This window comes from Streptomyces sp. NPDC058872 (genome assembly GCF_042743065.1).
Classification (GTDB): Bacteria; Actinomycetota; Actinomycetes; order Streptomycetales; family Streptomycetaceae; genus Streptomyces.
On record NZ_JBHYMK010000029.1, the window covers coordinates 38203 to 64424 of the forward strand.

Genomic DNA, 26222 nt, shown 5'->3' on the forward strand with positions numbered 1-26222 from the left:
CGCGCACGCGGCGGCGCCGCCGGCCCCCTGGGACGGGGGGTCGGCGGCGCCGGGCACTGCGATCGTCAGACGAGCCACCCCAGGAAGTGGAGGACGCCGGCGAGCAGGTTGGTGATGACGTTCATGGTGGAGCTTCTCCTCGTACAGGTACATCAGTGGGACTGCGCGATGACGTTCTGCAGCACGTCGGTCGCACAGGGCAATCTTCTGGTGCCCTCGGGGAGCGGGGTGACGATTCCCGATGCGATCACACGTTCTGGGGAACAACCGCTCCCACGTTCGCCTGTTCCCCTGCGGAGGCCGCCGCGCCGCTGCGGGCGTCCCGGCGGACCAGGTCCGCGTACCGCCCGCCCCGGGCGAGCAGCTCCTCGTGGGTACCGCGCTCCACGACCCGCCCCGCCTCCAGCACGACGATCTGGTCGGCGTCGCGGATGGTGGACAGGCGGTGCGCGATGGTGATGGTGGTGCGCCCCGCGGACAGCGCGTCGATGGCCTGCTGCACGGCGTGCTCGGTCCGGGTGTCGAGGGCACTGGTCGCCTCGTCGAGGATCAGCACCGGCGGGTCGCGCAGAATGGTCCTGGCAAGGGCGAGGCGCTGCTTCTCGCCGCCCGAGAAGCGGTAGCCGCGCTCGCCGACGAGGGTGTCGTACCCCTCGGGGAGCGAGGCGATGTGCTCATGGATCTGGGCGGCGCGAGCGGCGGCCTCGATCTCCTCGTCCGTCGCGTCCGGCTTGGCGAAGCGGAGGTTGTCGGCGACGGACGCGTGGAAGAGGTAGGTCTCCTGGGAGACGACGCCCACGGCGCGGGCGAGGCTGTCGAAGTCCAGGTCCCGCACGTCGACCCCGTCGAGGGTCACGCGGCCTCCGGTGACGTCGTACAGCCGGGGCACCAGATAGCTGAGGGTGGACTTGCCGGATCCGGTGGGGCCGACGACGGCAAGACTGCCCCCGGCGGGAACGGCGAGGTCAATGCCGTCGAGGGTGGGGCGTCCCTCCCCTTCGGGTTCGTAGCGGAACTCCACCTTTTCGAAGGCGACCTCGCCGCGGACCTTCGCGAGCCGGACCGGCTCGTCGGGCTCGGTGATGTCGACGGGCAGGTCGAGGTACTCGAAGATGCGCTGGAAGAGGGCGAGCGACGTCTGCACCTGCACACCGGTGGAGAGCAGGCTCACGGCGGGCCGGAAGAGCCCCTGCTGCAGCGAGACGAAGGCGACGAGCGTGCCGAGCGAGATCGCCGCACCACCCGCCCCCAGGGCGATGCCGGCGGCCCAGTAGATCAGGGCCGGCATGGCGGCCATCACGATGCCGATCGTGGACATCCGCCAACGGCCGGCCATCGAGGCGCGCACTTCCAGGTCGACGAGGCGCTCGGACTCCTCGGCGAAGGACCTGGTCAGTGAGTCCGCGCGGCCCATCGTGCGGCCGAGCAGGATGCCGCTGACCGACAGGGACTCCGTGACGGTCGCCGCCATGGCGGCCATCTGCTTCTGTCTCCGGGTGGTGATCTTCTTGCGCTCCCGACCGACGCGCCGACTGATCCACACGAAGACCGGCAGCAGGAGCAAGGAGACGAGGGTGAGGCGCCAGTCGAGGGCGAGCATCGCGACCACGGTCGCGACGACGGCGGTCAGGTTGGACACGAGCGAGGTCGCCGTGGAGGTCACGGTCGCCTGCATGCCGCCGATGTCGTTGGCGATGCGGGACTGCACCTCACCGGTGCGCGTGCGCGTGAAGAAGGCGAGCGGCATCCGCTGGAGCTGCTCGTAGACCCCGGTGCGCAGGTCATGCATGACCCGCTGGCCGACGGTGGTCGAGATGAGCGTCTGGAGCACGCCGAAGACGCCGGTCAAGACGGCGGTGACGATCATGCCGAGGGCGAGCAGGCTGAGCAGCCCGGTGCGCCCCTGGGGGATCGCGGTGTCCAGGATCTCCTTGAGGAGGAACGGCGAGGCGACCGAGACGAGCGAGGCGGCGCCGACCAGAAGGCCGACGAGCGCGAGGCGCGCGCGGTAGGGACGGAAGAGCCGAAGGATCCTCCGCACCTGAGCGGGCTCCTGGGGCTGGCCGGCTTCACGGGGCGGAGGCGTCCAGTCGGACTGGTCGTGGGGGCGCATGGGCTCCTTCGAGGGTGGGCGATCCATCGGAGCATAGCTCACTGTTACCTATGCTCACAATGAACCTCGTCCTGATATTGTTCCCGCATGAGCACCGCCGACCGCTCGGACGCCTCCGACCGCATGAGCACCGCCGACCGCGCGGGGCCCTCCGACCCTCCGGGCGGGACCGACGCCGACGGGCTCCTCGCCGAGCAGTTGCTTCGGCTCACCCGGCGTCTGCACCGCATCCAGAAGCGCCACCTGGAACCGGTGGGCATCACTCCCGCACAGTCCAGGCTCCTGCGGCTGGTCGCCCACTTCGGCGAACCGCCCCGGATGGCCGACCTCGCGGCCCGCCTCGAAGTCGTCCCGAGGGCCGTCACCAGTCTGGTCGACGGACTGGAGGCGAGCGACCGGGTGCGCCGGGTCCCCGACCCGAACAACCGCCGGGTGGTGCGGATCGAGCTCACCGACGCGGGCCGCGCCACGCTGCGGGAGCTCCGCAGCGCGCGCCGGGCCGCTGCAGAGGACATCCTTGCTCCATTGACCGTCGAACAGCGCGGGGTGCTCGAAGGTCTGCTGTCCGCCCTGGTCGACCCCGGTCCGGAGCGCGGCTGCTGACCCGTCGGGCGCGGGGGACGCGCCGAAGGAGAGCCGTGAGATGCCGCTGCTCGAACCGAACCCGCAGGCCCTGCGTCCGGGAACGAAGCGGACACCCGCACCGGACCGGGTGCCGGAGCTCCACGCCCGGGGCACCCCGCGGCGGCTGCGCGAGGAGCTGACCGAGCTCCTCGGCCCCGACAAGGTCCTGTCGAAGGTCTCCGACCTGGTCCGGTACGCCTCGGACGCGAGCCCCTATCGGTTCGTTCCGCAGGTCGTCGTGGTCGCCGAAGACCTCGACGACGTCTCCGCGGTCTTGTCCTACGCCCACGGAAAGGGCCGTGAGGTGGTCTTCCGGGCCGCCGGAACCAGCCTCAACGGACAGGCACAGGGCGAGGACGTCCTGGTGGACGTGCGCCGGCACTGGGCCGGCATCGAGCTCCTGGACGGCGGCGTCCGGGCCCGCGTCCGTCCCGGCACCACGGTGGTGCGGGCGAATGCCGCGCTCGCCCCGCACGGACGGGTCCTGGGCCCCGACCCGGCCAGTGCGGTCGCCTGCACGATCGGCGGGGTCGTCGCCAACAACGCCTCGGGCATGACGGCCGGCACCACCCGGAACGCGTACCGGACCGTCGCCTCCCTCACCTTCGTGCTCCCGAGCGGCACCGTGGTGGACACCGCGGACCCGGAGGCCGACGCGGAGCTGTCGCGCGCCGAGCCGAAGCTCTGTGCGGAGCTCCTCGCGCTCAAGGCGGAGATCGAGGCGGACGCCGAGCTCACCGCCCGGATCCGCGCCAAGCACACCATCAAGAACACCAACGGCTACCGACTCGACGCCTTCCTGGACGGTGACACTCCGGTCCAGATCCTGCGGGGCCTCATGGTGGGCTCCGAAGGAACCCTCGGCTTCATCTCGGAGGTCGTCTTCGAGACCCTGCCGCTGGACCGCGAGGTGTCGACGGCCCTGCTCTTCTTCCCCTCGCTGACGGCAGCCGCAGCGGCCGTGCCGCTCTTCAACGACGCCGGGGCGCTGGCCGTCGAACTGATGGACGGCAACACGCTGCGCGCCTCGGTGAGCGTGGCGGGAGTGCCCGCCGACTGGGCGGAGTTGCCGAAGGAGGCCGCGGCGCTCCTGGTCGAGTTCCGCGCCCCGGACACGGCGGCCCTGGAGGCGTACGAACGGACCGCGCGGCGCGTCCTCGACGGGCTCGACGTGGTGGCCCCGGTGCCCTCCGCAGAGAACGCGTTCACCCGGGACCCGAAGCGGATCTCCGACTACTGGAAGGCCCGCAAGGCCTTCGTGACGGCGGTCGGCGGCACCCGCCCGTCCGGCACGACCCTGATCACCGAGGACTTCGCGGTGCCGCCGGACCGGCTCGCAGAGGCCTGCGGCGCCCTCCTCGACCTCCAGGCCCGGCACGGCTTCGACGCGGCCGTGGCCGGTCACGCGGCCCACGGCAACCTCCACTTCCTGCTCGCCTTCGACGCGGCAGACCCCTCCGACGTCGAGCGGTACGCGGCCTTCATGGACGAGTTCTGCAAGCTGACCGTGGAGCGCTTCGACGGTTCCCTGAAGGCCGAGCACGCCACCGGCCGCAACATCGCCCCCTTCCTGGAACTGGAATGGGGAACGAAGGCGACCGACCTGATGTGGAGGGTCAAGGAGGCCGTCGACCCCGACGGGGTGCTCGCCCCGCGCATCGTCCTGGACCGCGATCCGCACGCCCACCTGCGCGGCCTGAAGACCATTCCGACCGTGGAACGGATCGCCGATCCGTGCATCGAGTGCGGCTTCTGCGAACCCACCTGCCCCAGCCAGGACCTGACGACCACTCCGCGCCAACGGATCGCGCTGCGCCGGGAGATGATGCGACAGCCGGACGGATCCCCCGTCGAAGCACGGCTCCTGGAGTCGTACGGCTACGACGCCGTGGACACCTGCGCCGGCGACTCGACCTGCACCTTGGCCTGTCCGGTCGGGATCGACACGGGGGCGCTGATGAAGGGCTTCCGGCACGAACGGCACTCGCCCCGCGAGGAGCGGCTCGCCGCCCTGGCGGCGAAGGACTTCCGCGCCGTGGAGGCCTCCGCACGACTGGCGGTCGCCGCCGCGGACCGGATCGGCGACCGGGTCCTGGAGTCGCTGACGGGGCTCGTCCGCAAGGCGGTCCGCCCCGACCTCGTACCGGAGTGGCTGCCGGAGATCCCCGGCGCGGCGGCCCGCCGACTGCCCCGCACCCACCGCCCCGCGGCGGTCGCCGTCTACTACCCGGCCTGCGTCAACCGGATCTTCGGCGGTCCCGAGGGCGTGCGCGGCCCCTCGCTCCCGGAGGCGGTCGTCACCGTGTCGGCACGGGCCGGACGCCCGGTGTGGATCCCGGACGACGTGGCCGGCACCTGCTGCGCGACCATCTGGCACTCCAAGGGGTACGAACGGGGCAACGAGGTGATGGCGAACCGCATCGTCGAGGCCGCCTGGGGGTGGACGGCGGGCGGAAGGCTGCCGCTGGTGGTGGACGCCTCCTCGTGCACGCTCGGGATCGCACACGAGGTGGTGCCCCACCTGACGGAGGACAACCGGGAACTGCACGCCGAACTGACCGTGCTGGACTCGCTGGTCTGGGCGGCGGACGAACTGCTCCCGCGGCTCGACGTGCGCCGTCGGGTCTCCTCGGCCGTGGTGCACCCCACCTGCTCGATGCAGCACCTGGGCGACGAGGACCGGCTCACCGCGCTCGCCGAGGCCTGCGCGGACGAGGTCGTGGTCCCCGCGGACGCGGGCTGCTGTGCGTTCGCGGGCGACCGGGGGATGCTCCACCCGGAGCTGACGGCCTCGGCAACGGCCCGCGAGGCTGCCGAGGTCACGGCCCGGCCGTTCGACGTGCACCTGTCCGCCAACCGGATGTGCGAGATCGGGATGGAGCGGGCGACGGGCCGGCCCTACGCTTCGGTGCTCCTCGCGCTGGAGCGCGCCACCCGTCCCTGACTCCCCGTCGGTTCCCGTCCGGAGGACGTACGAAGTGCCCCTGCACGGGGGCCCTTCGTACGTTCGGGTGATCATGGGCGGCCGGTGCGGCTCGACGGCGGAAGCGGAACGTACAGTCCAACCACCCGCCAGCAGGGAGGTCCCATGGACGAGCAGACACCGCGCCCCCCGAGCCGCCGCACCGTCCTGCGGGGCACCGCGGGAGCGGCCGGCGCGGCCCTCGGCATCGGCGCCCTGGGCGACCGGACCGCCGCGTCCGCCCCCACGGCCGCGCCGGGTGCGGCCACCGCGCCGGAGCGCCGCGGCACCACCATGGCGGGGGTCCCGTTCGAGGGCCGCACGACGGTCCGCGTCGGCATCGTGGGACTCGGCAACCGCGGCACCTCCATGATCGGCAACTTCCTGGCCCTCCCCCGGGTCCGGGTCGTCGCCCTCTGCGACCCGGTGCGCACCAAGGTCGAGCGGGCCTCCGCGACCGTCGTTTCCGCCGGACAGCCCGCCCCCGCCCTCTACGCCCACGGCGAGGACGACTACGAGAACCTCTGCGCCCGCACCGACGTCGACTTCGTCTACGTGGCGACCCCCTGGGAGAGCCACTTCCCGATCGCCCGGACCGCGATGCTGAACGGCAAGCACGTCGGGGTGGAGTGTCCGGTCGCCATGGAGCTGGCCGAACTGTGGGAGCTCGTCGACCTGTCGGAGCAGACCCGCCGCCACTGCATGCAGCTGGAGAACTGCTGCTACGGACGGAACGAGATGCGCGTCCTGCGGATGGCGCACGCGGGCAGGTTCGGAGAGCTCCTGCACGGCGCGGGGGCGTACAACCACGACCTGCGCGACCTGTTGTTCTCCCCGACGTACTACGAGGGCCCCTGGCGCCGCCTCTGGCACACGCGGCTGCGGGGTGACCTCTACCCGAACCACGGCTTCGGCCCCGTGGCCGGCTACATGGACCTCAACCGGGGCGACCGGGCGCTGACCATCAGCAGTTTCGCCACTCCGGCGCTGGGGCTCGCCGAGTACCGTGCGGCACGCGTGCCGTCCGGTGACCCGAGCTGGAAGGAGACCTACGTCAACGGCGACCGGACGATCAGCCTCCTCCAGACGGCCAAGGGACGGCTGATCCGGTTGGAGCACGACGTCTCCACGCCGCACCCGTACAACAGGATCAACAGCCTGGGCGGCACCCGGGGGATCTTCGAGGACTACCCGGCACGGATCTACCTGGAACCGGACCACAAGGACGACCAGTGGGGGGACTTCGGTGCCTACGCGGCCGAGTTCGACCACTGGCTCTGGAAGGAACACGCCGACCCGCCGGGTGGGCACGGAGGCATGGACTACATCATGGTGTACCGCCTGATGCAGTGCCTCCAGTTGGGGCTCCCTCCGGACTTCGACGTGTACGACGCCGCCACCTGGACGGCACCGCTGCCGCTGAGCCACGCCTCGATCAAGGCGCAGGGGGCTCCTCAGGAGATCCCCGACTTCACCCGCGGCGCATGGCTCGCGGCGCGTGCCGGCGTGGACTCGACGAAGCCCTCCTGAGCGGGCGGCGGCGCCCGCACCCAGAGGGTCACCCGCGCGGTGCGGAGGGGCGCACGGCCGCGCGTCCCGGCAGCGCGGGAACACCGCCCGGAAACCGGGAGAACCGGCGCCGCCCCGGCGGAAGAGGGGGCACCGCGGTCACCGCCGCGCGGGCCCGGGGACGACGTGCGGCGCATGGCGCGATCCGTTTCCCACCGGGAAATTCGATTGCCGCCGGGCGGGGGAAGAGCGAACCTTGCACGGCTTCCACACCGCCGTCGCACACCTCCGGCGCGCGATCCCCCTCAGACCCGGAGACCCTGGGACGCCATGCAGATTCGAGATCTTCCCTACGCCGATCCGGGCGTCCCCGACGTCCGTTCGGGCACCCGGTTCCTCCTCTGGCTCGGTCGCCAACAGCTCGCCGGGCAGGTGAAGTCCTTGCTCTGGGGACTGCTGCACCACCTGGGCATCGCCGGCCTGCCGCTCGGCGTCGGCCTGGCCGTACAGGCGGTCGTCGACCGCGACGGCGACCGGCTCGCCGCCGCCGGAGCGCTGCTGGTGGCCCTCGGAGCCGCGATCGCGACCGGGGACGTGATGCTGCACCGCACCGCCGTCACCAACTGGATCACCGCTGCCGCCCGGGTGCAGCAGCTCCTCTCCCGGAAGACCGCGGAGCTGGGCTCCGTCCTGACCCGGCGGGTGGCCGCGGGAGAGGTCGTCGCCGTCTCCACGGGTGACGTCGAGAAGATCGGCTGGTTCGTCGAGGCGCTCTCCCGGTTCGCGGCGGCTGCCGTCACCCTGGTGATCATCTGTGTCGGCCTCACGGTCTACCAACCGGCCCTGGGCGTCGTGGTGGCCGTCGGCGTCCCGGTGCTCGCCCTGGCCGCGCTTCCGCTCCTCCCCCGCGCGACCCGCCGTGCGGACGTCCAGCGCGAGAAGGCGGGGAGGGCGACCGAGCTCGCCTCCGACACGGTCGCCGGGCTGCGGGTGCTGCGCGGCATCGGGGGCGAAGAACTGTTCCTCGGCCGCTACCGCGCCGCTTCCCAGGAGGTGCGCAGGGCCGCCGTGCACAGTGCGCGGATGTGGGCGCTGATCGCCGCGATCCAGGTCGTGCTGCCGGGTCTGCTCCTCATCGTCGTGGTGGGCCACGGCACCGGCCTGGCCCTTGCCGGACGGATCGAGGTCGGCGAGCTCGTCACGGTCTACGGCGCCGTGGCCCTCACCCACCACGCGCTGCGGAACTTCGAGGAGATCGCGATGGCCTTCTCCTTCTCGCGGCCGTCCGCGAAGCGGGCCGCGCGGGTCCTCTCGCTGACCCGCGCCTCGGTCGCCGCCCCGCAGGAGGAACGCGGGGAGCACCGGGTGCAGGACGACCTGTACGACCCCTTGACCGGACTGCGCGCCCCGGCCGGCCTGTTCACCGCGGTGGTCTGCGGCGACCCGGACGTGGCCGGCCGGCTCGCCGACCGGCTCGGCGGCCATCCGGTCGAACCGGAAGCCGACCACGCCTCGGTGTTGCTCGGCGGGGTACCGCTCGACGAACTGCCGCTGGAAGCGGCGCGTGCCGTCGTCCTCGTCCAGGACAAGGACCCGGTCCTGCTCTCCGGTACCCTCCGCGAGCTGCTCGACGTGCCCGCTTCGGGGAACGTCCGCGCCGAGGCGGCGCTCTCCGCCGCCCGTTGCGACGACGTCCTCGACGCGCTGGCACAGGCCTCCGTCGACACCGGCGGAGACCCGATGCGCGCCCGCATCACCGAGCGGGGCAGGTCGCTCTCCGGCGGCCAGCGCCAGCGGTTGGCGCTGGCCCGGTCCCTGGTCACCGACCCGGAGGTGCTGGTCCTCGACGAGCCCACCTCGGCGGTGGACGCCCACACCGAGGCCCGGGTGGCCGCTGGGATCAGGGAGCTCCGGGAAGCCAGGACCACTGTGGTCCTCTCCTCCTCGCCGCTGCTCCTGGACCGTGCCGACCGGGTGGTCCTGGTCCACGAGGGCCAGGCCGTCGCCGTCGGCACCCATCGGGAACTGCTCGCCGAAGAGCCCCGCTACCGCGCGGTGGTCACCCGCGAGGCGGACGGGGAACTCGCCGCCGCGCCCCGGGGGGCGGGCGCGCCCGCCGCGGTCGCACCGGAACCACTGGAAGGAAAATCGGCATGATCGGCCTGGCGCCGCCGGAGTACGACCCGGCCGCTCCGAAGACGGCGACGACGCTGCCCGTCGCCTCGACCACCACCGTCCGCGCTTACGTCCGCGAGCTGCTCGGTCGGCACCGGAGGGCGTTCGCGCTGCTCATCGGGGTGAACGCGGTGGCCGTCATCGCCTCGATGGTCGGCCCGTACCTGCTCGGATCGGTGGTGGACGGGCTCGCCCAGGGGGCGCAGGAGCTTCATCTGGAGCGTACGGTCGCGCTGTTCGTCGGGGCGCTGCTCGTCCAGACCCTCTTCGTGCGGCTGGTCCGGTTGCGCGGCGCCGTGCTGGGCGAGGAGATGCTCGCGGACCTGCGCGAGGACTTCCTCGTCCGCGCCGTCGGCCTGCCCCCGGGCGTGCTCGAACGGGCCGGGACGGGCGACTTGCTGTCCCGGATCACCACGGACGTGGACCGGCTCGCCAACGCGATGCGCGAGGCCGTTCCCCAGCTCGCCATCGGCATCGTCTGGGCCGGGCTGTTGCTGGGCGGGCTCACGGTGACCTCGCCGCTGCTCGCGCTCGCCGCGCTGCTCGCCGTGCCGCTCCTCGTCGTGGGCTGCCGCTGGTACTTCAAGCGGGCCCCCTCCGCGTACCGCTCGGAATCCGCGGGGTACGCGGCGGTGGCCGCGGCGCTCGCCGAGACGGTCGACGCGGGCCGGACGGTGGAGGCGCACCGCCTCGGCGCACGGCGGATCGCGCTCTCGGACCGGCGGATCTCGGAGTGGGTGGCGTGGGAGCGCTACACGCTGTTCCTGCGCTCGGTGCTCTTCCCCGTCGTCAACCTCACCCATGTGACGGTGCTCTGCGCGGTGCTCCTGCTCGGTGGCGCGTTCGTGCTGCGGGGCTGGATCGACGTGGGACAGCTGACCACGGGGGCGCTGCTCGCACAGATGCTGGTGGACCCGATCGGGATCGTGCTCCGCTGGTACGACGAGCTCCAGGTCGCACAGGTGTCGCTGGCCCGGTTGGTCGGCGTGCGGGACGTCGAGCCGGACGCGGGGGACGGCGATGCGCGCCCCGAGGGCCGGGCGGTGCGCGCGGACGGGGTGCGGTTCGGCTACCGCGAGGGCGTCGACGTGCTGCACGAGGTGTCCCTGAAGGTGGAGCCCGGCACTCGGATCGCCCTGGTCGGCCCGTCCGGTGCCGGCAAGTCCACGCTGGGCCGTCTGCTCGCGGGCGTCTACGCCCCGCGGACCGGCTCGGTGACGCTCGGTTCGGCCGAGCTGGCGCGGATGCCCGCCGAGCGGGTCCGTGAGCACGTGGCCCTGGTGAACCAGGAGCACCACGTCTTCGTGGGTTCGCTCCGGGACAACCTGCTGCTCGCCAGGGTCGGAGCCACCGATCCCGAGCTGTGGGCCGCGCTCGCCGCGGTGGACGCGGAGGGGTGGGCCCGGGGCCTCGACGGAGGCCTGGACGCCGAGGTGGGCTCGGGCGGCCGGGCGCTGACCCCGGCACAGGCCCAGCAGGTCGCACTGGCCCGTCTGGTCCTCGCCGACCCGCACATCCTGGTCCTGGACGAGGCGACCTCGCTGCTCGACCCGCGAGCGGCCCGGCACCTGGAGCGGTCGCTCGCCCGGGTCCTGGACGGGCGGACGGTGGTGGCGATCGCCCACCGGCTGCACACGGCACACGACGCCGATCTGATCGCCGTGGTCGAGGGGGGCCGGATCAGCGAGCTGGGCAGCCACGAGGAGCTGGTCGAGGCAGGAGGGACGTACGCGGCGCTGTGGCGGTCCTGGCACGGGTGAGGCAGGGCCGTCTCCCGGCCGGGGTCCGGCCACCGGGGCCCCGGTGGCCGGACCGGGGGCGCGCCGGAGCTCCGTGTGGCGCGTCGGGCGCGCGCCCTAGAAGAAATTGAGCGCGGCGGCGCCGCCGATCCCGCCCAGGACCATGAAGGCGGGCATCAGGACCTTGACCTCCACCCAGCTGCCGGCCCGGAAGCGCATCCCCTTGGGCGGTCCCACCGGGTACCAGCGCTTGCGGCCGACGGGGATGGGCCAGAGGATCGGGCAGCCGGAAACGGTCAGGGCGTCGCCGATGTCGTGGACGAGGGCGCCGAGGACGATCGGCAGGCCCAGCCACAGGTACTCCTGTGCCGGGCCGGTGAAGAACCAGTCCGAACCGTTGCCCGGCTGGTCGAGGACACCGGCGAGGATCCAGGCGCTGGTGGCGCCCAGCAGCCAGACCAGGACGTCGCTGGACACCCGGGCGGCCCGCCACAGCAGGCCCTCCACCGCGAGGACCAGGTGCACGAAGAGGATCGCGAGGACGGCCCAGCGACCACCGGTGACCGCGGCGGCGGACGCCCCGGCTCCGATCAGGACCGCCCACAGCCAGGTGTGGGTGAGCGTCCGGTGCCCGCCCGACCGGCGGGGGTCGGAGGAGGAGCGGGTGGCCTTGTAGACGGCGTACGACAGTTTGTCGACGATCTCGCACAGGCCCCGGGAGACCGGACCGAAGGCGCGCGAGATGGTTGCCGACTTGTGGTCGAGGTCGGGCGCGAGCGCGGCACCCGCGCAGATGAGCGCACCGACGATGAGAACCGGCCAGGGCATCGGGTGGTCGAAGGCGGCCGAGGCCGCTCCGACACCCAGCCAGGCCGCCGCTCCGGACAGCGAGTGCGCCGGTCCCATCATGATTGGCCCGCCCCGTTTCTCCCCTGCCGACGTCCAGTTGACGACCGGTCGACGGACGAGCCTACCGTCCGTGATCAAGACGGCGGATGGCCGGTTCCCTCATCCGCTCGGAATCCAGGCAAGATGGGGACGTGACCCTTATCGATCAGCTGCCGCCGACCGCCGACCCCGACGCCCTCTTCGAGGCCTTCTCCTCCTGGGCCGAGGACCGGGGCATCACGCTCTATCCGGCCCAGGAAGAGGCGCTGATCGAGGTCGTCTCCGGGGCCAACGTGATCTTGTCCACACCCACCGGATCCGGGAAGTCGCTGGTCGCGGCCGGTGCGCACTTCACCGCGCTCGCCAACGACCAGGTCACCTTCTACACCGCGCCGATCAAGGCGCTGGTGTCGGAGAAGTTCTTCGACCTGTGCAAGCTCTTCGGCACGGAGAACGTCGGCATGCTGACCGGCGACGCCTCCGTGAACGCGGACGCACCGGTGATCTGCTGCACGGCGGAGGTGCTCGCCTCGATCGCGCTCCGGGACGGCAAGGACGCCGACATCGGCCAGGTCGTCATGGACGAGTTCCACTTCTACGCCGAGCAGGACCGCGGCTGGGCCTGGCAGATCCCGCTGCTCGAACTGCCCCAGGCCCAGTTCGTCCTCATGTCGGCGACCCTCGGCGACGTGTCGATGTTCGAGAAGGACCTGACCCGGCGGACCGGGCGGCCGACCTCGGTGGTCCGCTCCGCGACCCGCCCGGTGCCCCTCTCCTACGAGTACCGGCTGACCCCCATCACGGACACCCTGACCGAGCTCCTGGAGACCAAGCAGGCCCCGGTCTACATCGTGCACTTCACCCAGGCGCAGGCCGTCGAGCGGGCGCAGTCCCTGATGAGCATCAACATGTGCACGCGCGAGGAGAAGGACCGGATCGCCGAGCTGATCGGCAATTTCCGGTTCACCACCAAGTTCGGCCAGAACCTGTCCCGCTACGTCCGCCACGGCATCGGCGTGCACCACGCGGGCATGCTCCCGAAGTACCGGCGGCTCGTGGAGAAGCTGGCCCAGGCGGGCCTCCTGAAGGTGATCTGCGGGACCGACACGCTCGGCGTCGGCGTGAACGTGCCGATCCGCACGGTGCTCTTCACCGCGCTCACCAAGTACGACGGCAACCGGGTGCGCACGCTGCGCGCCCGTGAGTTCCACCAGATCGCGGGTCGTGCCGGTCGGGCCGGCTTCGACACCGCCGGTTTCGTGGTGGCACAGGCCCCCGAGCACGTCATCGAGAACGAGAAGGCGCTCGCGAAGGCCGGAGACGACCCGAAGAAGCGCCGCAAGGTGGTCCGCAAGAAGGCCCCGGAGGGTTTCGTGGCCTGGAGCGAGTCGACCTTCGAGAAGCTGATCGAGGCCGAGCCGGAACCGCTGACCTCACGCTTCAAGGTCACCAACATCATGTTGCTCTCGGTGATCGCCCGGCCGGGGAACGCCTTCGAAGCCATGCGCAAGCTGCTGGAGGACAACCACGAGCCGCGCAAGGCGCAGCTGCGGCACATCCGCCGGGCCATCGCGATCTACCGCTCGCTGCTCGACGGCGGCGTGGTGGAGCAGCTGGCGGAACCGGACGCCGAGGGCCGCACGATCCGGCTGACGGTCGACCTCCAACAGGACTTCGCCCTCAACCAGCCGCTGTCGACGTTCGCACTGGCCGCGTTCGACCTGCTGGACCAGGAGTCCCCCTCGTACGCCTTGGACATGGTGTCCGTCGTCGAGTCGACGCTGGACGACCCGCGGCAGATCCTCGCGGCGATGCAGAACAAGGCGCGCGGGGAGGCCGTCGGGCAGATGAAGGCGGACGGCGTCGAGTACGAGGAGCGGATGGAACGGCTCCAGGACATCTCGTACCCGAAGCCGCTGGAGGAGCTGCTCTGGCACGCCTACAACGTCTACCGGACTTCGCACCCGTGGGTCGGCGACCACCCGGTGTCGCCGAAGTCGGTCATCCGCGACATGTACGAACGGGCGCTCTCCTTCACCGAGTTCACCTCCTGGTACGAGCTGGCGCGGACCGAGGGCATCGTGCTGCGGTACCTCGCGAGCGCGTACAAGGCGCTCGACCACACCATCCCGGACGACCTGAAGACGGAGGACCTGGAGGACCTGATCGCCTGGTTGGGCGAGATGGTGCGCCAGGTCGACTCCTCGCTGCTCGACGAGTGGGAGCAGCTGGCCAACCCGGAGGTCCAGACGGCGGAGGAGGCCCAGGAGAAGGCCGACCAGGTCAAGCCGGTCACGTCGAACGCCCGGGCCTTCCGGGTCCTGGTGCGCAACGCCCTGTTCCGCCGGGTGGAACTGGCGGCCCTCGACAACGTGGACGCGCTGGGCGAGCTGGACGCCGAGTCCGGCTGGGACGCGGACGCCTGGGGCGAGGCGATGGACGCCTACTGGGACGAGTACGACGACCTCGGCACCGGTCCCGACGCGCGCGGCCCGAAGCTGATCGCGATCGAGGAGGACGCCGCGCACGGCCTCTGGCGCGTCCGGCAGACCTTCGCCGACCCCAACGGCGACCATGACTGGGGCATCAGCGCGGAGGTGGACCTCGCGGCCTCCGACGAGGAGGGCCGTGCGGTGGTGCGCGTGACGTCCGTCGGACAGCTGTAGAGGAGCGCAGTGGTGACCAATCCCGCCGAGGGGCTCGTCGACCTGCTCGACCTGGAGCAGATCGAGGTCAACATCTTCCGTGGGCGGAGCCCTCAGGAGTCGCTGCAACGGGTCTTCGGCGGGCAGGTCGCCGGGCAGGCCCTGGTGGCGGCCGGTCGCACCACGGGCCGCGACCGGCCGGTGCACTCGCTGCACGCCTACTTCCTGCGGCCGGGGCGCCCCGGGGTGCCGATCGTGTACCAGGTGGAACGGGTGCGGGACGGACGCTCCTTCACGACCCGCCGGGTCACTGCGGTGCAGGAAGGGCGGACCATCTTCAATCTGACGGCCTCCTTCCACAAGCCCGAGGAGGGCGCCTTCGCCCACCAACTGCCGCCGCGGCACCTGACCGACCCGGAGAGCCTGCCGAACCTCGCCGACGAGATCCGCCAGCACCTGGGCGCGCTGCCGGAGGCCCTGGAGCGGATGGCGCGCCGGCAGCCCTTCGACATCCGGTACGTGGACCGGCTGCGTTGGACCCCGGAGGAGGTCAAGGGAGCGGACCCCCGCTCCGCGGTCTGGATGAGGGCCGTGGGGCCGCTGGGCGACGACCCGCTGGTCCACACCTGTGCCCTGACGTACGCCTCGGACATGACGCTCCTGGACGCGGTCCGGATCCCGGTGGAACCGCTGTGGGGCCCGCGCGGCTTCGACATGGCCTCCTTGGACCACGCGATGTGGTTCCACCGCCCCTTCCGCGCGGACGAGTGGTTCCTGTACGACCAGGAGTCCCCCGTCGCCACGGGCGGCCGGGGGCTGGCGCGGGGCAGGATCTACGACCGGGAGGGCCGGCTGCTGGTGTCGGTGGTCCAGGAGGGGCTGTTCAGGAAGGTCTGACCCGCGCCGCCGGCCCGTCGTGCGCCACCGCTCCTCGCGGGGCGGGGCCGATGGCCTCCGCCGCCGTCGTCTCAAGGGGACGGGGAGGGGTCCAGGCCGGGAAGGGCGTCCTGCTCCACCTCGTGGCGGCGGGTCCGGACGTCCGGGGCCGGAGGGTGCAGTTTGGCGTTGCAGGCGGGTCCCAGGCCCGTGCGTCGGGAGTCCGCGCCGGTCAGGGGCCGGCCGCAGAGGCGGCAGCGCACCCGGCGCGGCCCTCCGTCCGGCGTGGGGTCGATCGCGATTGCCAGTGGTTCGTCTCCCATGTTGAGATCAAACCCCATTCCGACGAGGAGAAGCCATGAGCCTGTACGACATCCCGCTGAAGTCCCTGACCGGCGAAACGGTCTCGCTCGCCGACTACCGGGACCACGCGGTCCTGGTGGTGAACGTCGCCTCCCGGTGCGGTCTGACCCCCCAGTACGCGGGGCTGGAGCGACTGCAGAAGGCCTACGGGGAGCGCGGCTTCACCGTGCTCGGCGTGCCCTGCAACCAGTTCGCGGGCCAGGAGCCCGGCAGCGCCGAGGAGATCGCGACCTTCTGTTCGGCGACGTACGGCGTGTCCTTCCCGCTCCTGGAGAAGGCGGACGTCAACGGTGCCGACCGCCACCCGCTCTACTCCGAACTGGTGCAGGTCGCCGACGCCGAGGGCGAGGCCGGCGACGTGCAGTGGAACTTCGAGAAGTTCCTGATCGGCCGCGACGGCCGGATCACCCGCTTCCGTCCGCGCACCGAGCCGGAGGCGCCCGAGGTCGTGGCGGCGATCGAGGCACAGCTTGTCTGACGCCGGGAGCCGCGCAGGCGTCGTCGAGCGACTGCGGGCCGCCGGATGCGTCTTCGCCGAGGAGGAGGCGGAGATGCTCCTCTCGACCGCCACCGGGCCCGCCGAGCTGGAACTGATGGTGGAGCGGCGCTCCTCCGGCCTCCCCCTGGAACACGTCGTGGGGTGGGCGGACTTCGCCGGCCTGCGGATCGAGGTCGACGCCGGCGTCTTCGTGCCGCGGCGGCGCACGGAGTTCCTCGTCGGGCACGCGGTGGAACTGGCGCCCCCCGGCGCCGTCTGCGTGGACCTGTGCTGTGGCTCCGGCGCGGCGGCGGCGGTGCTGCTCGCCGGTGTGGAGGGGGCGGAGGTGCACGCCTCGGACATCGAGCCGGCGGCGGTGCACTGCGCCCGGCGGAACGTCGAACCGCGCGGCGGCCGGGTGTACGAGGGGGACCTCTTCGCACCGTTGCCGTCCGGGCTGCGGGGCCGGGTCGCGGTCATGGTCGCGAACGTGCCCTACGTGCCGACCGGTGAGGTGGAGCTGCTGCCGCCCGAGGCCCGCGACCACGAACCGCTCGTCACCCTGGACGGCGGGGCGGACGGGCTCGCGGTGCTGCGGCGGGTCGCCGCCGAGGCGCCGGAGTGGCTGGCCCCGGGCGGGCACCTGCTGATGGAGACGAGCGAGCGGCAGGCGGAGGCCGCCGCCGCGGTGCTGTCGGCAACGGGCCTGGCACCGCGGGTCGTCACCTCCGAGGAGTGGTGGGCCACGGTCGTCGTCGCGACGCGACCGTGATGGGGGCGCGGCCCGGTCCGCCGGGCCGGGCCACGCCCGGGTCTGAACGGCTACCCGACCCTCGGCACCAGACGGCAACGGGCCGGGCCCGTGACCTGGAGGGTGATCGCGGAACTGACGGGCACCTCGGTGTCGACGGCCTCGAAGCCGTACCTCTGGAGGATCATCGCGAGGGCGATCACCGATTCCAGCATCGAGAAGTGCTGGCCGATGCAGGCGCGGGGCCCTCCGCCGAAGGGGAACCAGGCGTACCGGGGACGGGCGGCCTCCGCTTCGGGCGTGAAGCGGTCCGGGTCGAAGCGCTCCGCGTCCTCCCAGTAGGCGGGGTGCCGGTGGGTGACCCAGGGGGCGACGATGACGTCCGCGCCGGCGGGGATGAGGACGCCGCCGACCTCCGTGGCGGCGACCGCGCGCCGGCCGATGACCGGAGCGGCGGGGAACAGGCGCATGGCCTCCTTGAGGACCCGGGTGACGTAGGGCAGCGCATCGAGGTCGGCCGCTCGGGGCGTGCGGTCGCCGAGGACCCGGTCGACCTCTTCGTGGGCCCGCTTCAACACCTCCGGATGGCGGGCGAGGAGGTGGAGGGCGAAGCCGAGGGAGGTGGCGGTGGTCTCGTGTCCGGCGAGCAGGAAGACCAGGACCTGCTCGCGCAGTTCGGTGGCGTCGAAACTGCCGTCCTCGGCGCTCTCGGCGCCGATGAGGAGGGTGAGGAGGTCGTCCCCGTCCGCGGAGGCCCGGTCGGAGTCGCGCCGTTCCGCGATGATCCGGTCGCAGACCTCGTACAGCGCCCGGTGGACGACGGCCGCCCTGCGGTTGCCGGGTGTGGGCCAGTCGCGCGGGACCTTGAGCGGGGAGTAGCCGCGGCTCAGCACATAGGCGCCGAGTTCGGGGAAGCTTCGCTCGACGATCTCGACGGCGGTGTCGACGTCCGTGCCGAAGAGGATCCGGGAGACGGCGCGCAGGGCGAGGCGGGTCATCTCCTGGTGGACGTCGACCGTCGTGGCTCCACCGTCCTGCCACTCCCCGGTGAGGGTGGCGACCTCGGTGGCGATGGCGGCGGCATAGCCGTCGACGCGGCGCTTGGTGAAGAGGGGTTGGACCAGTCTGCGCTGACGGAGGTAGTCCTCGTCCTGGCTGGTGAGCAGGCCGTTGCCGAAGGACTCCCGAACCTCCTGGTAGAAGGCGTTGTCCTTGCGGAAGTTGGCGGACTCACCGGCGAGGACCTGCTGGGCGCCCTCGGCGGAGAAGACGCCGTAGACGGTGGCGCGGAGCCCGGGCGGGCCCGCGGTGATCTTCACGACGTCGCCGTGGTCGCGCCGGGCCCGCAGGAAGGTGCCCAGCGAGTCGTTCTTCAGGTCGAGCATGGAACCGAGGAACGGAAGTCCCGTGAGTGCGGGGGCTTCGGTCCGGGTGGTGGTGGTCATGTGCGGTCACCCCTTGATCGTCATCGGCCCGGTGATTCTTCCCCGGGAGGGGGCGCACGGACAGCGGGGGCGGAACACCCGGCCTGAATAGGTGTGTTGGCTCGAATCGACCGGGTGGGTCACGTACCTTCCCCCGCCGCTGCCTTCCGCGGCTCCCGGGAGGCGCTCCGGTCGACCCTGGAGCCGGGTGCCGTCGGTGCCGCCCCTCGACGCCCTGCCGGCCGGACGCCCCGTGCCGCACCTCCGATCCGCCGCCCGCGGGCCGTACGGGCGGGCGGACCCACACGGTCCACTGCGCGGGGGCGCCCCCGACCCCGGAGGCCGGGGGCAGCCCGCCGCCGGTCGCCGACTACTTCGCGAGGGCGCGGCTGATCACCATCCGCTGGATCTCGCTCGTGCCTTCGAAGATCGTGTAGATGGCGGCGTCGCGGTGCATGCGTTCCACCGGGTACTCGCGGGTGTAGCCGTTCCCGCCGAGGATCTGAATGGCCTGGGCCGTGACCTGCTTGGCGACCTCGCTCGCGTAGAGCTTGGACATGGAGCCCTCGGCCGCGGTGAAGGGCTTGCCCGCGGTCGCCATCCAGGAGGCCCGCCACACGAGGAGACGGGCCGCGTCGATCTGGGTGGCCATGTCGGCGAGCTGGAAGGCGACGCCCTGGTTCTCGATGATCGGGCGGCCGAACTGGACGCGGGTCTTGGCGTAGTCGAGGGCGACCTCGTAGGCGGCGCGGGCGGTGCCGACGGCCATGGCGCCGACGGCCGGGCGGGAGGCTTCGAAGGTGGCCATGGCCGCGTTCTTCACCCTCTCCCCGCCGCCCGCCTTGGCCTTCTCCCGGGCCCGGGCGAGCCGCTCGTCCAGTTTCTCCTTGCCGCCGAGGAGGCAGTGGCCGGGGATCCGGACGTCCTCCAGGACGACCTCGGCGGTGTGGGAGGCCCGGATGCCGTGCTTCTGGAACTTCTGGCCCTGGGAGAGGCCGGGGGTGTTCGGCGGCACGATGAAGGAGGCGTGGCCCTTGGAGCCGAGTTCCGGTTCCACGACGGCCACGACTACGTGGACGTTGGCGATGCCGCCGTTGGTGGCCCAGGTCTTGGTTCCGTTGAGGATCCACTCGTCCTTGGCCCCGTCGTACACGGCACGGGTCCGCATGGAGGCGACGTCGGAGCCGGCGTCGGGCTCGGAGGAGCAGAAGGCGGCGACCTTGACGTCGTCGGCGTCGCCGTACATCTGCGGGACCCAGGTGCCGATCTGTTCCTCGGTGCCGTTGGCGAGGACCCCGACGGCGGCGAGGCCGGTGCCGACGATGGAGAGGGCGATGCCGGCGTCGCCCCAGAAGAGCTCCTCCATGGCCATCGGGATGCCGAGGCCGGTCGGGTCGAAGAATTGTTGGGCGTAGAAGTCGAGGGAGTAGATGCCGAGCTTGGCCGCTTCCTGGATGATCGGCCAGGGCGTCTCCTCGCGCTCGTCCCACTCGGCCGCCGCGGGGCGCATCACATCGGCGGCGAAGCCGTGGAGCCAGTCGCGGACCTGCTTCTGGTCCTCGTTGAGTTCGAGCGCGAACTCGCCCATGTTCCCTCCCAGCATGACGTTACTTGCGGTAACACCAGTCTGTTACCGGCCGGTAGAGACTGTCAACCTGCGAGGGAACGATTCTCCGAGATCGACGCAGGACCCCCACCTGGTGTTACGTTGCGACAGCCTCACGAATCGCACGGGCGGGGAGACGCACCCATGGACATCGCACACCGGACCACCGACCAGCAGACGTCCGCCGAGCAGCGGCGCCGCGAACTGCTGGAGGCGGCGGACCGGGTGGTGCTCCGGGACGGCCCCCAGGCGTCCATGAACGCGATCGCGGCCGAGGCCGGCATCACCAAGCCGATCCTCTACCGCCACTTCGGCGACAAGGGCGGCCTGTACCGCGCCCTCGCCACCCGCCACACGGACGCGCTCCTCGCCTCGCTCCGCGCCTCCCTCGACGCCCCGGCCGACCGGCGGCGCCGGGTCGAGGCCACCCTCGACACCTACCTGGCCTCCATCGAGGCGATGCCCCAGGTCTACCGCTTCCTCATGCACCCGGCGGAGGAGCCCCACCAGACCGAGCAGGGCTTCGACGTCGGCCGCCACTCGGCCCCCCTGCTCCGCAGAATGGGAGAGGAACTGGGTCAGGTCATCGCCGAACGCGTCGACCTGGGACCCGGCGGCGAGGCCCGGGCCCGGATCTGGGGCCACGGCATCGTCGGCATGATGCACGCGGCCGGTGACTGGTGGCTCGGCGAGCGCCCCTGCTCCCGCGCCGAACTCGTCAAGACCCTGGCGGACCTGCTGTGGGGCCGGCTCGCCGACGCCGATGACCTCCCCGGCGGGCCGGGGTTCTAGCAGTACCGTCCCGCGGCGGGCTCAGCCCCGCACGGACGCCGCGTCTCCCCAGGGCTGCCTGCGGATCGCGCGCAGCAGACGTGACTTGCGCCACCCGGTGACGCGGTCCGCGTAGACCCCGCCCGCCAGGTGGTCCGTCTCGTGCTGGAGGCAGCGGGCGAAGAAGCCCGTGCCCTCGATCCGCATCGGAGTGCCGTCGAGGAGCACGCCCTCCACCACCGCACGGTCGAAGCGAGGCGTCGGCGCCTCCAGGCCCGGCAGCGAGAGACAGCCCTCGGGGCCGCGGATCAGGTCGCCGTCCGCCTCCACCAGGCGCGGGTTGACCACGTGGCCCAGGTGACGGACGTCCTCGTCATCGGGGCAGTCGTACACGAAGACCCGCAGCCCCACGCCCACCTGGTTCGCCGCGAGGCCGACGCCGTGCGCCGCGTACATCGTGGCGAACATGTCCTCGACGAGTCGGGCCAGTTCGGGACCGAAGTCGGTGACGGGCTCGCAGGGGCGGTGCAGCACGGGGTCGCCGAGGAGCGTCATCGCTCGGACGAGGCCGGAACTGCCGGGGATGGGCCGGTTTCGCATGGCCGTAAGGGTACGGTCCGCCGTGACCTCGTCGTTTCACAGGACCGCAGCCCGGTGCCGCTGTTCGGGCTGCTGGCCGGATCTCGATAGGCTGAGCCCGGACCGACGCAAGGAGGAACAAGAACGATGTCAGGACACCCCGGTAATCCAGAGCCGCTGTCGCCGCGCGCCAAGCTGGCCGTGACGGCGGGCAAGGCCGCGGCCGCGGTGTCGCGCGCGGCGGGACGCGGCAGCGGATCGGTGATCGGCGGCCGGGTGGCGTTGAAGCTCGACCCGGACCTTCTCGGTCGGCTCGCGCAGCATCTGGACGTCGTCCTGGTGTCGGCGACGAACGGCAAGACCACGACGACCCGGCTGATCGCCGAAGCGCTGCGCGCCAGCGGCCCCGTCGTCTCGAACGCCCTGGGCGCCAACATGCCCGCCGGCATCACCTCGGCGCTGGCCGGCGGCTCGGACTCCAAGTACGGCGTGATCGAGGTCGACGAGAAGTACCTCGCAGGCGTCGCCCGGGACACCACGCCCAAGGCGATCGCGCTGCTCAACCTCTCCCGCGACCAGCTCGACCGCGCGGCCGAGACCCGGATGCTCGCCGAGAAGTGGCGGGAGGGCCTCAGCGGCACCAAGGCGGTGGTCATCGCCAACGCCGACGACCCGCTGATCGTGTGGGCCGCCTCCTCCTCCACCAATGTGGTGTGGGTCGCGGCCGGCCAGGAGTGGAAGGACGACGCCTGGTCCTGCCCCGCCTGCGGCGGTGTGATGCAGCGTCCGGGCGACGACTGGTTCTGCGGCGAGTGCGGATTCCGGCGTCCCGCGCCGAGCTGGGCCCTCAGCGGCGACCACGTGCTCGACCCGCACGGTTCGGCCTGGCCGATCCGCCTCCAGCTGCCCGGACGCGCCAACAAGGCGAACGCCGCCACCTCGGCCGCCGTGGCCGCCGTCTTCGGCGTGCCGCCGCAGGTCGCCCTGGAGCGGATGTACCAGGTGCAGGCCGTCGCCGGACGCTACGACGTGGTGTCCTTCCAGGGGCGCGAGCTGCGTCTGCTCCTCGCGAAGAACCCGGCCGGCTGGCTCGAAACGTTTTCCCTCATCGACGGGCCGCCCGCACCGGTGATCCTCTCGGTCAACGCACGGGGTGCCGACGGCACGGACACCTCCTGGCTGTGGGACGTGGACTACGGCCGGCTCGCCGGCCACCCGATCATGGTGATCGGCGACCGCCGGCTCGACCTGGCGGTCCGGCTGGAGGTCGCGGGCGTGGACTTCCGCGTCTGCGAGACCCTCGACGAGGCCGTCTCCATGGCCCCGCCCGGGCAGGTCGAGCTGATCGCCAACTACACCGCCTTCCAGGACGTACGCCGCCGCGTCGGCAACTGACCCGTAGAGGACTTGCAGCATGAGTGACAGCAGCCTGCGCCTGGTCTGGGTCTACCCGGACCTGCTCAGCACCTACGGCGACCAGGGCAACGTCCTCGTCGTCGAGCGCCGCGCCCACCAGCGCGGCCTCAACGTCGAGCGCGTCGACGTCCGCAGCGACCAGCCGGTCCCGACCTCGGGCGACATCTACCTGATCGGCGGCGGCGAGGACCGTCCGCAGCGGCTCGCGGCCGAGCGACTGCGGCGGGACGGCGGGCTCAGCCGCGCCGCCGCCAACGGTGCGATCATCTTCTCGGTCTGCGCCGGGTACCAGATCCTGGGCCACGAGTTCATCAACGACCTCGGCGAGCGCGAGACGGGCCTCGGCCTGATCGACGTGATCTCGACCCGCGGCGAGGGCGAGCGGTGCGTCGGCGACGTCCTCGCGGACATCGACCCGCGCCTGGGCCTCCCCCAGCTGACCGGTTTCGAGAACCACCAGGGCATCACCCACCTCGGCCCGACGGCCCGGCCCTTCGCCCGGACCGTCTTCGGCAACGGGAACGGGACCGGGGACGGCACCGAGGGCGCGTACAACGACACCGTCTTCGGCACCTACATGCACGGCCCCGTCATGGCCCGGAACCCGCAGATCGCCGATCTGCTCCTGAAGCTGGCCCTCGACGTGAACGCGCTGCCGCCGACCGACGACCGCTGGTACGAGGCGCTGCGCGCCGAGCGCATCGCGGCGGCCACGCAGCCCTCCTGAGTCAAGGCGCACACCGCCGTGGGCCCCTCGTACGAAAGTACGTTGTCCACTGTGCGGACATCTGGTTCGGCCCCGCCACCCTGCGGCGATAGGGTGGCGGGGATCCAGCCGGACGACGTGGTCCGGGAGTCGGCCCACGTTGCAAAGGTTTTTGGGCTATGCGCATTGGCGTGCTCACCTCCGGCGGAGACTGCCCCGGTCTGAACGCGGTCATCCGTTCCGTCGTCCACCGCGCCGTCGTCGATCACGGTGACGAAGTCATCGGCTTCCACGACGGGTGGAAGGGCCTTCTGGAGTGCGACTACCGGAAGCTCGACCTGGACGCGGTGGGCGGCATCCTGGCCCGGGGCGGCACCATCCTCGGCTCCTCGCGGGTCCAGCCCGCCCACCTGGTCGACGGCGTCGAGCGCGCCAAGGGCCACGTCGCCGACCTGGGCCTCGACGCCATCATCCCGATCGGCGGCGAAGGCACCCTCAAGGCGGCGAACCTGCTCTCCGAAGCGGGGCTCCCGATCGTCGGCGTGCCGAAGACGATCGACAACGACATCGCGTCCACCGACGTCACCTTCGGCTTCGACACGGCCGTCACGGTGGCCACCGAGGCCCTCGACCGGCTGAAGACCACCGCCGAGTCCCACCAGCGGGTCCTCGTCGTGGAGGTCATGGGCCGCCACACCGGTTGGATAGCGCTGCACTCCGGCATGGCCGCCGGCGCGCACGCCGTCGTGGTCCCCGAGCGCCCCTTCGACATCGACGAGCTGACCTCCCGGGTCGGCGCACGGTTCGAAGCCGGCAAGCGGTTCGCGATCGTGGTGGTGGCCGAGGGCGCGAAGCCGCGCGAGGGGTCGATGGACTTCAAGACCGCCGGCACCGACATCTACGGCCACGAGCGCTTCACCGGCATCGCCAACCAGCTCTCCGCCGAGCTGGAGCGGCGCCTCGGCAAGGAGGCCCGCCCGGTCATCCTCGGCCACGTCCAGCGCGGCGGCACCCCGACCGCGTACGACCGGGTCCTCGCCACCCGCTTCGGCTGGCACGCGGTGGAGGCGGCGCACCGCGGCGAGTTCGGCATGATGACGGCGCTGCGCGGCACGGACATCACGATGGTCCCGCTGGCGCAAGCCGTGGAGACCCTCAAGACGGTCCCGGCCGACCGGTACGCCGAGGCCGAGTGCGTGCTCTGACGACTCCCTCCCGTGACATCCGCCCCCGGTCGCAGTCGCGACCGGGGGCGGTTCTAGTCTGGTGCGGACAACAAGCACGAATCGGGCTCCAGGAGTGCACAGATGGACCACAGCGGGCACGGCATGACCACGGACCTGCCGCCGTTCACGCTGGGACGGGGCTTGGAGTACTCTCCTGACGCCTTCTTCCTGATCGGCTGCCTCGCGGCACTCGGCCTGTACGGGTGGGGCGTGGTGCGGCTCCGGCGGCGCGGGGACGCGTGGCCGGTGAGCCGGACGGTGTTCTTCGCGGTGGGCGTGCTGAGTGTCGCCCTGATGATGTGCACCAAGCTGAACGACTACGGCATGGTCATGTTTAGCGTGCACATGGTGCAGCACATGGTGATCTCCATGCTGTCGCCGATCCTGCTGTTGCTCGGGGCGCCGGTGACGCTGGCGCTGCGGGCGCTGCCGGTGGCGCGGCGGGGCTCCACCGGGCCCCGCGAACTGCTCCTGAAGCTTCTGCACAGCCGGTACATGAGGATCATCACGCACCCGGCGTTCACCATCTCCATGTTCATCGCGAGCCTCTACGCGCTGTACTTCTCGTCGCTCTTCGACTTCCTGATGGGGTCGAAGGCCGGGCACGTCGGCATGATGGTGCACTTCCTGATGGTGGGGCTGGTCTTCTTCTGGCCGATCATGGGCGTGGATCCGGGCCCGCACCGTCCCGGCTACGTCATGCGGATGCTGGAACTGTTCGCGGGAATGCCGTTCCACGCGTTCTTCGGCATCGCGATGATGATGGCCAGCGAGCCGCTGGTGGAAACGTACAAGAACCCGCCGGCCTCGCTCGGCATCGACGCCCTCTCCGACCAGAACGCGGCGGGCGGCATCGCCTGGGCCTTCAGCGAGATCCCGTCCGTGATCGTGCTGATCGCGCTGGTCTACCAGTGGTACCACTCCGAGCAGCGGCAGGCGGTCCGCAAGGACCGGGCGGCCGACCGGGACGGCGACAAGGAGCTGGAGGCCTACAACGCCTACCTGGCCTCGCTGCGGGCGCGCAGCCGCTGACGCCGCCCCGCCCTCCACGGACCGCCTGCCGGGTCCGGCGCACGCCGGAGCTTCCTGGGAGTAGCGCACGCTCCTCTCCCGGGGTCACGATGGAACCCGGCGGCTTCCACGACCTCGGTCGGGAGGAGGACGGGCTGATGTCCGGTTCCACGAAGACGATGGCGGTGCTCACCTGCGCCGCGCTGGTGCTGACGACGGCCTACACGGTGGCGCTCGGCAGCAGTGGCTGGCTCTGGTTCGGTCTGATGGTGCTGCTCGTGTCGACGGTCGGCATGGCGGCGGCGGACAGTTCCGCGCCGCCCCCGCCGCGCCCCCGCCCGCCGGACCCCACGCCCTGAG

21 protein-coding genes are annotated in these 26222 nt (G+C 71.8%); 15 read left to right on the top strand and 6 right to left on the bottom strand.

The genetic code is table 11. The annotated features are described in order from the left end of the window. Nucleotides 1-247: 247 nt before the first annotated feature. The gene (locus tag ACFW22_RS19705) at nt 248-2113 is read right to left on the bottom strand and encodes an ABC transporter ATP-binding protein (RefSeq protein WP_386406040.1); all 1866 of its coding nucleotides are present in this window, start codon (nt 2111-2113) and stop codon (nt 248-250) included. A 123-nt stretch (nt 2114-2236) separates the two neighbouring features. Here ACFW22_RS19705 and ACFW22_RS19710 point away from each other — a divergent pair, with 123 nt between their 5' ends. The 5 genes from ACFW22_RS19710 (at nt 2237) to ACFW22_RS19730 (ending at nt 11143) form a co-directional block, all read left to right on the top strand. Beyond that, entirely contained in the window at nt 2237-2716 is a 480-nt protein-coding gene (locus ACFW22_RS19710; RefSeq protein ID WP_386406196.1) for a MarR family winged helix-turn-helix transcriptional regulator, read from the top strand. 40 nt (nt 2717-2756) lie between these two features. After that, nucleotides 2757-5681, top strand: coding sequence for an FAD-binding and (Fe-S)-binding domain-containing protein (locus ACFW22_RS19715; protein WP_386406043.1), 2925 nt, complete (start codon nt 2757-2759; stop codon nt 5679-5681). A 144-nt stretch (nt 5682-5825) separates the two neighbouring features. Beyond that, nucleotides 5826-7229, top strand: a complete 1404-nt coding sequence (locus ACFW22_RS19720; protein ID WP_386406046.1) for a Gfo/Idh/MocA family protein — start codon at nt 5826-5828, stop codon at nt 7227-7229. 309 nt (nt 7230-7538) lie between these two features. Beyond that, nucleotides 7539-9365, top strand: a complete 1827-nt coding sequence (locus tag ACFW22_RS19725) for an ABC transporter transmembrane domain-containing protein (protein ID WP_386406049.1) — start codon at nt 7539-7541, stop codon at nt 9363-9365. Next, nucleotides 9362-11143, top strand: coding sequence for an ABC transporter ATP-binding protein (locus ACFW22_RS19730; RefSeq protein ID WP_386406068.1), 1782 nt, complete (start codon nt 9362-9364; stop codon nt 11141-11143). Before ACFW22_RS19725 ends, ACFW22_RS19730 begins: the two co-directional genes overlap by 4 nt. Nucleotides 11144-11239: 96 nt before the next feature. Here the strand turns inward: ACFW22_RS19730 and ACFW22_RS19735 are convergent, their stop codons facing one another. Further along, nucleotides 11240-12031 carry a metal-dependent hydrolase gene (locus tag ACFW22_RS19735; RefSeq protein WP_386406071.1) on the bottom strand — a complete coding sequence of 264 codons (792 nt, stop codon included), beginning with the start codon at nt 12029-12031 and terminating at the stop codon, nt 11240-11242. 86 nt (nt 12032-12117) lie between these two features. Between ACFW22_RS19735 and ACFW22_RS19740 the strand changes: the two genes are divergently transcribed. Continuing rightward, a complete protein-coding gene (locus ACFW22_RS19740) occupies nt 12118-14676 on the top strand; it encodes a DEAD/DEAH box helicase (protein WP_386406074.1) in 2559 nt (852 codons plus the stop codon). A gap of 12 nt (nt 14677-14688) precedes the next feature. Then, nucleotides 14689-15552 (top strand): acyl-CoA thioesterase, encoded by an 864-nt coding sequence (locus ACFW22_RS19745; RefSeq protein ID WP_386406077.1) that lies wholly within the window; start codon nt 14689-14691, stop codon nt 15550-15552. 71 nt (nt 15553-15623) lie between these two features. Here ACFW22_RS19745 and ACFW22_RS19750 read toward each other — a convergent pair whose 3' ends face one another. Continuing rightward, nucleotides 15624-15854, bottom strand: coding sequence for a DUF6011 domain-containing protein (locus ACFW22_RS19750; RefSeq protein WP_386406080.1), 231 nt, complete (start codon nt 15852-15854; stop codon nt 15624-15626). A gap of 35 nt (nt 15855-15889) precedes the next feature. Here ACFW22_RS19750 and ACFW22_RS19755 point away from each other — a divergent pair, with 35 nt between their 5' ends. After that, a complete protein-coding gene (locus tag ACFW22_RS19755) occupies nt 15890-16372 on the top strand; it encodes a glutathione peroxidase (protein ID WP_386406083.1) in 483 nt (160 codons plus the stop codon). Beyond that, nucleotides 16365-17144: a putative protein N(5)-glutamine methyltransferase gene (locus ACFW22_RS19760; RefSeq protein ID WP_386406086.1), complete on the top strand. Its 780-nt coding sequence runs from the start codon at nt 16365-16367 to the stop codon at nt 17142-17144. The genes ACFW22_RS19755 and ACFW22_RS19760 overlap by 8 nt, the downstream gene beginning before the upstream one ends. Nucleotides 17145-17194: 50 nt before the next feature. Here ACFW22_RS19760 and ACFW22_RS19765 read toward each other — a convergent pair whose 3' ends face one another. Beyond that, complete coding sequence (locus tag ACFW22_RS19765; RefSeq protein ID WP_386406089.1) at nt 17195-18568, bottom strand: cytochrome P450; 1374 nt, start codon at nt 18566-18568, stop codon at nt 17195-17197. A 349-nt stretch (nt 18569-18917) separates the two neighbouring features. Continuing rightward, entirely contained in the window at nt 18918-20135 is a 1218-nt protein-coding gene (locus tag ACFW22_RS19770; protein WP_386406092.1) for an acyl-CoA dehydrogenase family protein, read from the bottom strand. Nucleotides 20136-20297: 162 nt separating this feature from the next. On the opposite strand from ACFW22_RS19770, the gene ACFW22_RS19775 reads away from it, so the two are divergent. Further along, entirely contained in the window at nt 20298-20945 is a 648-nt protein-coding gene (locus ACFW22_RS19775) for a TetR family transcriptional regulator (RefSeq protein WP_384878938.1), read from the top strand. A 21-nt stretch (nt 20946-20966) separates the two neighbouring features. Here the strand turns inward: ACFW22_RS19775 and def are convergent, their stop codons facing one another. Next, a complete protein-coding gene (gene def / locus ACFW22_RS19780) occupies nt 20967-21524 on the bottom strand; it encodes a peptide deformylase (protein WP_386406095.1) in 558 nt (185 codons plus the stop codon). A 126-nt stretch (nt 21525-21650) separates the two neighbouring features. Here def and ACFW22_RS19785 point away from each other — a divergent pair, with 126 nt between their 5' ends. The 5 genes from ACFW22_RS19785 to ACFW22_RS19805 all read left to right on the top strand — a co-directional run bounded on the left by ACFW22_RS19785 (nt 21651) and on the right by ACFW22_RS19805 (nt 26221). Further along, nucleotides 21651-22898: a MurT ligase domain-containing protein gene (locus ACFW22_RS19785; protein WP_386406098.1), complete on the top strand. Its 1248-nt coding sequence runs from the start codon at nt 21651-21653 to the stop codon at nt 22896-22898. Nucleotides 22899-22917: 19 nt separating this feature from the next. Further along, nucleotides 22918-23646 carry a type 1 glutamine amidotransferase gene (locus ACFW22_RS19790; RefSeq protein WP_386406101.1) on the top strand — a complete coding sequence of 243 codons (729 nt, stop codon included), beginning with the start codon at nt 22918-22920 and terminating at the stop codon, nt 23644-23646. A gap of 158 nt (nt 23647-23804) precedes the next feature. Next, complete coding sequence (locus ACFW22_RS19795; RefSeq protein ID WP_386406104.1) at nt 23805-24830, top strand: 6-phosphofructokinase; 1026 nt, start codon at nt 23805-23807, stop codon at nt 24828-24830. Between the two features lie 102 nt (nt 24831-24932). After that, nucleotides 24933-25883: a cytochrome c oxidase assembly protein gene (locus ACFW22_RS19800; RefSeq protein WP_386406107.1), complete on the top strand. Its 951-nt coding sequence runs from the start codon at nt 24933-24935 to the stop codon at nt 25881-25883. A gap of 137 nt (nt 25884-26020) precedes the next feature. Further along, nucleotides 26021-26221 (top strand): hypothetical protein, encoded by a 201-nt coding sequence (locus tag ACFW22_RS19805; RefSeq protein WP_384878922.1) that lies wholly within the window; start codon nt 26021-26023, stop codon nt 26219-26221. Nucleotide 26222 lies beyond the last annotated feature (1 nt).

Excerpts from the sequence above, each read along its gene's own strand:
- ACFW22_RS19705 (WP_386406040.1), bottom strand. The coding sequence starts at position 2,113 with ATGCGCCCCCACGACCAGTCCGACTGGACGCCTCCGCCCCGTGAAGCC.
- ACFW22_RS19710 (WP_386406196.1), top strand. The coding sequence starts at position 2,237 with ATGAGCACCGCCGACCGCGCGGGGCCCTCCGACCCTCCGGGCGGGACC.
- ACFW22_RS19715 (WP_386406043.1), top strand. The coding sequence starts at position 2,757 with ATGCCGCTGCTCGAACCGAACCCGCAGGCCCTGCGTCCGGGAACGAAG.
- ACFW22_RS19720 (WP_386406046.1), top strand. The coding sequence starts at position 5,826 with ATGGACGAGCAGACACCGCGCCCCCCGAGCCGCCGCACCGTCCTGCGG.
- ACFW22_RS19725 (WP_386406049.1), top strand. The coding sequence starts at position 7,539 with ATGCAGATTCGAGATCTTCCCTACGCCGATCCGGGCGTCCCCGACGTC.
- ACFW22_RS19730 (WP_386406068.1), top strand. The coding sequence starts at position 9,362 with ATGATCGGCCTGGCGCCGCCGGAGTACGACCCGGCCGCTCCGAAGACG.
- ACFW22_RS19735 (WP_386406071.1), bottom strand. The coding sequence starts at position 12,031 with ATGATGGGACCGGCGCACTCGCTGTCCGGAGCGGCGGCCTGGCTGGGT.
- ACFW22_RS19740 (WP_386406074.1), top strand. The coding sequence starts at position 12,118 with ATGGCCGGTTCCCTCATCCGCTCGGAATCCAGGCAAGATGGGGACGTG.
- ACFW22_RS19750 (WP_386406080.1), bottom strand. The coding sequence starts at position 15,854 with ATGGGAGACGAACCACTGGCAATCGCGATCGACCCCACGCCGGACGGA.
- ACFW22_RS19755 (WP_386406083.1), top strand. The coding sequence starts at position 15,890 with ATGAGCCTGTACGACATCCCGCTGAAGTCCCTGACCGGCGAAACGGTC.
- ACFW22_RS19765 (WP_386406089.1), bottom strand. The coding sequence starts at position 18,568 with ATGACCACCACCACCCGGACCGAAGCCCCCGCACTCACGGGACTTCCG.
- ACFW22_RS19770 (WP_386406092.1), bottom strand. The coding sequence starts at position 20,135 with ATGGGCGAGTTCGCGCTCGAACTCAACGAGGACCAGAAGCAGGTCCGC.
- ACFW22_RS19775 (WP_384878938.1), top strand. The coding sequence starts at position 20,298 with ATGGACATCGCACACCGGACCACCGACCAGCAGACGTCCGCCGAGCAG.
- def (WP_386406095.1), bottom strand. The coding sequence starts at position 21,524 with ATGCGAAACCGGCCCATCCCCGGCAGTTCCGGCCTCGTCCGAGCGATG.
- ACFW22_RS19785 (WP_386406098.1), top strand. The coding sequence starts at position 21,651 with ATGTCAGGACACCCCGGTAATCCAGAGCCGCTGTCGCCGCGCGCCAAG.
- ACFW22_RS19790 (WP_386406101.1), top strand. The coding sequence starts at position 22,918 with ATGAGTGACAGCAGCCTGCGCCTGGTCTGGGTCTACCCGGACCTGCTC.
- ACFW22_RS19795 (WP_386406104.1), top strand. The coding sequence starts at position 23,805 with ATGCGCATTGGCGTGCTCACCTCCGGCGGAGACTGCCCCGGTCTGAAC.
- ACFW22_RS19800 (WP_386406107.1), top strand. The coding sequence starts at position 24,933 with ATGGACCACAGCGGGCACGGCATGACCACGGACCTGCCGCCGTTCACG.
- ACFW22_RS19805 (WP_384878922.1), top strand. The coding sequence starts at position 26,021 with ATGTCCGGTTCCACGAAGACGATGGCGGTGCTCACCTGCGCCGCGCTG.